This window comes from Citrobacter sp. wls718, from assembly GCF_005280945.1.
Classification (GTDB): Bacteria; Pseudomonadota; Gammaproteobacteria; order Enterobacterales; family Enterobacteriaceae; genus Citrobacter; species Citrobacter gillenii.
The window spans coordinates 60,197-66,228 of record NZ_SZWV01000057.1; the positions used below are offsets into that span (position 1 = coordinate 60,197).

At 57.5% G+C, this 6,032-nt stretch carries 5 protein-coding genes; all 5 read left to right on the plus strand.

Features of this window, described 5'->3' with window-relative positions; genetic code table 11:
- Positions 1 to 23 precede the first annotated feature (23 nt).
- The 5 genes from FDW95_RS11625 (at position 24) to gabT (ending at position 5,932) form a co-directional block, all read left to right on the plus strand.
- Complete coding sequence (locus FDW95_RS11625; RefSeq protein WP_115257664.1) at positions 24 to 626, plus strand: short chain dehydrogenase; 603 nt, start codon at positions 24 to 26, stop codon at positions 624 to 626.
- A gap of 260 nt (positions 627 to 886) precedes the next feature.
- A complete protein-coding gene (gene glaH / locus FDW95_RS11630; protein WP_096756021.1) occupies positions 887 to 1,864 on the plus strand; it encodes a glutarate dioxygenase GlaH in 978 nt (325 codons plus the stop codon).
- 19 nt (positions 1,865 to 1,883) lie between these two features.
- Positions 1,884 to 3,152, plus strand: coding sequence for an L-2-hydroxyglutarate oxidase (gene lhgO / locus FDW95_RS11635; protein ID WP_115257663.1), 1,269 nt, complete (start codon positions 1,884 to 1,886; stop codon positions 3,150 to 3,152).
- Positions 3,153 to 3,175: 23 nt separating this feature from the next.
- On the plus strand, positions 3,176 to 4,624 hold the full coding sequence (gene gabD / locus FDW95_RS11640) for an NADP-dependent succinate-semialdehyde dehydrogenase (RefSeq protein ID WP_115257662.1): 1,449 nt from the start codon (positions 3,176 to 3,178) through the stop codon (positions 4,622 to 4,624).
- Positions 4,625 to 4,648: 24 nt separating this feature from the next.
- Positions 4,649 to 5,932 (plus strand): 4-aminobutyrate--2-oxoglutarate transaminase, encoded by a 1,284-nt coding sequence (gene gabT, locus FDW95_RS11645; RefSeq protein WP_115257661.1) that lies wholly within the window; start codon positions 4,649 to 4,651, stop codon positions 5,930 to 5,932.
- The last annotated feature ends 100 nt before the right edge of the window (positions 5,933 to 6,032 follow it).

A 6,032-nucleotide genomic window follows, 5' to 3' on the forward strand; every position in this document is an offset into this window, starting at 1 on the left:
TTCACACAATTGCGGAGGTGGTTATGAAAATCGTCATTATTGGTGCCAGCGGTACCGTCGGCCGCGCAGTCGCAGAAGAACTGGGTCGCAAACATGAGATTGTTCGCGTGGGCCGCACGCAGGGTGATTACCAGGTCGATATCACCTCACAGCACAGCGTGCAGGCGCTGTTTGAAAAAATCGGTCGGGTAGATGCCATCGTTTCCGCCACCGGTAGCCTGTTCTTTGGCCCCCTTTCGACCATGACCGACGGCGAGTTTAATCAGGGGTTGCAGGATAAGTTGCTAGGCCAGGTGCGGCTGGCATTGACCGGGCAGCATTACCTCAACGAGGGCGGCTCGATTACGCTGATTAGCGGCATTATCGCCCATGAGCCGATTGCGCAAGGGGCCAGCGCGGCAACGGTCAACGCCGGACTGGAAGGGTTTGTACGCGCCGCAGCCTGCGAATTAGGGCGCGGCATACGCATTAACCTGATAAGCCCTACCGTGCTGAGTGAATCCGCTGCGGCGTATGACGGTTTCTTCCCTGGCTTTGAAAGCGTCCCCGCCGCCACGGTCGCTAACGCCTATCGCCGCAGCGTCGAAGGCATTCAAACCGGTCGTATTTACAAAGTCGGCTACTGATATTGTGGCTGTCGCGGCGCTCCGCCAGCGGCAGCCTGATTAACCCTCTGTTTTAAAAGATCCTTCTCCGTATTCCCTCCCGCTCCGCGTAATTACCCTCACCTTTTATAATGTTAAATATTTGTTGTTTTTGATCACAAATAATAAACAAACAAGTTCATTCTGTGCGCGTTTTCCAAAAATGTAGATATTTTTAGTTTATGGCTACGAAACGAGCAGCGCCATGTCTCCCTGACAATCTACTGAGAGGATCGATTCTGATGAACGCACTGACTGCCGTACAACCGAACGCTGAAGATCCAGCCCAGCACTACCGTGGCTTCACGCTGAAACCGTCAGCCCAGTCACCACGCCTGCTGGAGCTGACGTTTTCTGCCCAAACCGCTGAGCAATTTCTGCAGGCCGTGGCGCAATGGCCGGTGCAGGCGCTGGAATACAAATCCTTCCTGCGCTTCAAAGTGGCAAACATCCTCGACGACTTGTGCGGCAATCAGCTGCAACCGTTGCTGCTAAAAACGTTGCTGGATCGCGCCGAAGGTGCATTGCTGATCAACGCGGAAGGTGTCGATGACGTGGCGCAGGCAGAGGAGATGGTCAAACTGGCAACGGCAGTGGCGCATCTGATCGGCCGCTCCAACTTTGATGCGATGAGCGGTCAGTACTACGCGCGTTTCGTGGTGAAAAACGTCGATAACTCCGACAGCTACCTGCGCCAGCCACACCGCGTGATGGAGCTGCATAACGACGGCACCTACCTCGAAGAGATCACCGACTACGTGCTGATGATGAAAATCGATGAGCAGAACATGACCGGCGGTAACTCGCTGCTGCTGCACCTCGACGACTGGGAACATCTGGAGAACTACTTCACCCATCCGCTGGCCCGCCGCCCAATGCGTTTTGCCGCGCCGCCAAGCAAAAACGTCAGCCAGGACGTGTTTCATCCGGTGTTTGACGTCGACCAGCAGGGTCGCCCGGTAATGCGCTACATCGACCAGTTCGTCCAGCCAAAAGATTATGAAGAGGGTGTCTGGCTAAGCGCGCTCTCCGATGCGCTGGAGACCAGCAAAAGCATCCTGTCCGTTCCGGTTTCGGTCGGTAAATTCCTGCTGATCAACAACCTGTTCTGGCTGCACGGGCGCGATCGCTTCACGTCGCATCCGGACCTGCGCCGCGAACTGATGCGCCAGCGTGGTTACTTTGCCTACGCTACAAACCACTACCAGACGCATCAGTAAGCGCGAAGGAATTAAGCGGATGTATGATTTTGTGATTATTGGCGGCGGCATTATCGGCATGTCGACCGCCATGCAGCTGATTGATGTCTACCCGGACGCCAGAATTGCGCTGCTGGAAAAAGAGTCCGGTCCGGCCTGTCATCAGACGGGCCACAACAGCGGAGTGATCCATGCCGGGGTCTATTACACCCCCGGCAGCCTGAAGGCGAAGTTTTGTCTGGCCGGCAATCTCGCCACCAAAGCCTTTTGCGATCAAAACGGCATCCGCTATGACGTCTGTGGAAAGATGCTGGTCGCCACCTCAACGCTTGAAATGGAGCGTATGCGCGCCCTGTGGGATCGCACCGCCGCCAACGGTCTTGAGCGCGAATGGCTCAATGCCGAAGAACTGCACGAGCGCGAGCCTAACATCACCGGGCTGGGCGGGATTTTTGTGCCATCAAGCGGGATCGTCAGCTACCGCGACGTCACCGCCGCGATGGCGAGAATTTTCCAGGCCAAAGGCGGTGAGATTGTTTACAACGCCGAAGTCAGCGGCCTGAAAGAACACGCTGCGGGCGTTATCGTACACACCCGCCAGGGCCAGGAGTATGAGGGTGCTACGCTGATTAGCTGCTCCGGGTTGATGGCTGACCGACTGGTGAAAATGCTCGGCGTTGAGCCGGGCTTTATCATCTGTCCGTTTCGCGGGGAATACTTCCGTCTGGCGCCGGAACATAACCACATCGTCAACCACCTGATCTACCCGATCCCCGATCCGGCAATGCCGTTTCTCGGCGTACATCTCACCCGCATGATTGACGGCAGCGTCACGGTCGGCCCCAACGCGGTGCTGGCGTTTAAGCGTGAAGGCTATCGTAAACGTGATATTTCGTTGAGTGACACGCTGGAAATCCTCGGCTCTTCCGGCGTCCGTCGGGTGCTGCAAAACAATTTACGTTCCGGCTTAAGCGAGATGAAAAACTCGCTGTGCAAAAGCGGCTACCTGCGCCGGGTACAAAAATACTGCCCGAGCCTGACGCTAAAAGACCTGCAACCCTGGCCTGCGGGCGTGCGGGCACAGGCGGTATCGCCGGATGGCAAACTGATTGACGACTTCCTGTTTGTCACCACGCCGCGTTCGATTCACACCTGCAACGCGCCTTCTCCGGCGGCGACGTCGGCCCTCCCCATCGGGGCGCATATCGTCAGCAAAGTTCATGCGCTACTGGAAAACCAGAGCAATCCCGGACGCACGCTGCGTGCGGCACGTAGCGTGGAGACATTACACGCCGCCTTTACCCGTTAACCCTTTTACGACAGGACGCTATTATGCAACTTAACGATCCCACCTTATTTCGCCAGCAGGCGCTGATTGACGGCCACTGGCGCGACGCCAACGGCGGCGAAACTATCGCGGTGACCAATCCCGCCAACGGTCAGCAATTGGGTAGCGTACCGAAAATGGGCGCGGATGAAACCCGTGAAGCCATTGAGGCAGCTAACCGTGCACTGCCTGCCTGGCGTGCGCTAACCGCCAAAGAGCGGGCGACGATTCTGCGCCGCTGGTTCAACCTGATGATTGAGCACCAGGACGATCTCGCCCGCCTGATGACCCTCGAACAAGGTAAGCCGCTGGCGGAAGCCAAAGGCGAAATCACCTATGCCGCCTCCTTTATTGAATGGTTTGCCGAGGAAGGTAAACGCATTTATGGCGACACCATTCCCGGCCATCAGGCCGATAAACGCCTGATCGTCATTAAGCAGCCCATTGGTGTCACCGCCGCAATTACGCCGTGGAACTTCCCGTCGGCAATGATCACCCGCAAAGCCGGTCCGGCGCTGGCCGCAGGCTGCACCATGGTGCTTAAACCCGCCAGCCAGACGCCGTTCTCCGCGCTGGCGCTGGCAGAACTGGCTAACCGCGCCGGGATCCCGGCAGGCGTCTTCAGCGTGGTCACCGGTTCGGCGGGCGCGGTCGGCAATGAGCTCACCAGCAACCCGCTGGTGCGCAAGCTGTCGTTTACCGGCTCCACTGAAATTGGTCGTCAGCTCATGCAACAGTGTGCCAAAGACATCAAAAAAGTGTCGCTGGAACTGGGCGGCAACGCGCCGTTTATCGTTTTTGACGATGCCGATCTCGACAAAGCGGTCGAAGGCGCGCTGGCCTCGAAGTTCCGCAATGCCGGGCAGACCTGCGTCTGCGCCAACCGTCTGTACGTCCAGGATGGCGTGTATGAACGCTTTGCCGAAAAACTTCAGCAAGCCGTAAGCAAGCTGCACCTCGGCGACGGCCTGCAACCTGACGTCACCACCGGACCGCTGATCGATGAAAAGGCCGTCGCCAAAGTAGAGGAACACATCGCCGACGCGCTGGATAAAGGCGCCCGGATTATCAGCGGCGGTAAGGCTCACGCGCTGGGCGGTAATTTCTTCCAGCCAACCATCCTGGTCGACGTGCCCAACCATGCCAAAGTTGCCAAAGAAGAGACGTTCGGCCCGCTGGCACCGCTGTTCCGCTTTAAAGACGAAGCTGACGTCATCGCGCAGGCCAACGATACCGAGTTCGGCCTTGCCGCCTATTTCTACGCCCGTGATTTGAGCCGCGTCTTCCGCGTCGGTGAAGAGCTGGAGTACGGCATTGTCGGCATTAACACCGGCATTATCTCCAACGAAGTCGCTCCCTTTGGTGGCATCAAAGCCTCCGGTCTTGGCCGTGAAGGATCGAAATACGGCATCGAAGACTATTTAGAAATCAAATACATGTGTATCGGACTTTAATAAAACAATACTGGAGAACACCTGATGAGCACCAATAAAGAACTCATGCAACGTCGTAGCAACGCAGTTCCACGTGGCGTAGGACAGATCCACCCGATTTTTGCCGAACGCGCAGAAAACTGCCGAGTCTGGGACGTTGAAGGGCGTGAATTCCTTGATTTTGCTGGCGGCATCGCGGTGCTGAACACCGGCCACCTGCACCCACAGATTGTCTCTGCGGTAGAAGCGCAGTTGAAAAAGCTGTCGCATACCTGCTTCCAGGTGCTGGCCTACGAGCCGTACCTCGAACTGTGTGAAATCATGAACCAAAAGGTGCCGGGCGATTTCGCCAAGAAAACCCTGCTGGTGACCACCGGCTCCGAAGCGGTGGAGAACGCGGTAAAAATTGCCCGCGCCGCCACCAAACGCAGCGGTACCATTGCCTTTAGCGGCGCTTACCATGGCCGAACTCACTACACCCTGTCGCTAACCGGAAAAGTAAACCCTTACTCTGCCGGTATGGGGCTGATGCCGGGCCATGTTTATCGCGCCCTGTATCCTTGTGCGCTGCATGACATCAGCGAAGACGATGCCATCGCCAGTATCAACCGCATCTTCAAAAACGATGCCGCACCGGAAGACATTGCCGCCATCGTCATTGAACCTATCCAGGGCGAAGGCGGTTTCTATGCCGCCTCCCCTGCCTTTATGCAGCGCCTGCGCGCCATTTGTGACGAGCATGGGATCATGCTGATTGCCGATGAAGTCCAGAGCGGCGCGGGCCGTACCGGCACACTGTTCGCGATGGAACAAATGAGCGTCGCACCGGATATCACCACGTTCGCCAAATCAATTGCCGGCGGCTTCCCGCTGGCGGGCGTAACCGGACGCGCCGAGGTGATGGACGCGATTCCACCGGGCGGTCTGGGCGGCACCTATGCCGGGAACCCGATTGCCTGTGCCGCCGCGCTGGCGGTGCTGAACATCTTCGAGCAGGAAAATCTGCTGCAAAAAGCCAATGACCTCGGCAACACCCTGCGCAACGGCCTGCTGGCGATTGCCGAAACCCACCGTGAGATTGGTGACGTACGTGGCCTGGGGGCGATGATTGCGATTGAACTGTTCGAAGACGGCGATCGCCATAAGCCTAATGCGAAATTGACCGCCGAAATTGTCGCCCGCGCCCGTGATAAAGGGCTGATCCTGCTCTCCTGCGGACCGTACTACAACGTGCTGCGCATCCTCGTTCCACTGACCATTGAAGACGGGCAAATCCGCCAGGGGCTGGACATCATCGCCGAGTGTTTTGCCGAGGCGAAGCAAGGCTAAACCCCGTATCTGAGCAGGGATTGTAGGCCGGATAAAGCGCATGCGCCGCCTCCGGCAATATTGTGATGCCCGGTAGCGCTCCGCTTACCGGGCCTACGGG

What these genes read in the sequence shown, in the direction of transcription:
- FDW95_RS11625 (WP_115257664.1), top strand. Translation starts at nt 24, where the DNA reads ATGAAAATCGTCATTATTGGTGCCAGCGGTACCGTCGGCCGCGCAGTC.
- glaH (WP_096756021.1), top strand. Translation starts at nt 887, where the DNA reads ATGAACGCACTGACTGCCGTACAACCGAACGCTGAAGATCCAGCCCAG.
- lhgO (WP_115257663.1), top strand. Translation starts at nt 1,884, where the DNA reads ATGTATGATTTTGTGATTATTGGCGGCGGCATTATCGGCATGTCGACC.
- gabD (WP_115257662.1), top strand. Translation starts at nt 3,176, where the DNA reads ATGCAACTTAACGATCCCACCTTATTTCGCCAGCAGGCGCTGATTGAC.
- gabT (WP_115257661.1), top strand. Translation starts at nt 4,649, where the DNA reads ATGAGCACCAATAAAGAACTCATGCAACGTCGTAGCAACGCAGTTCCA.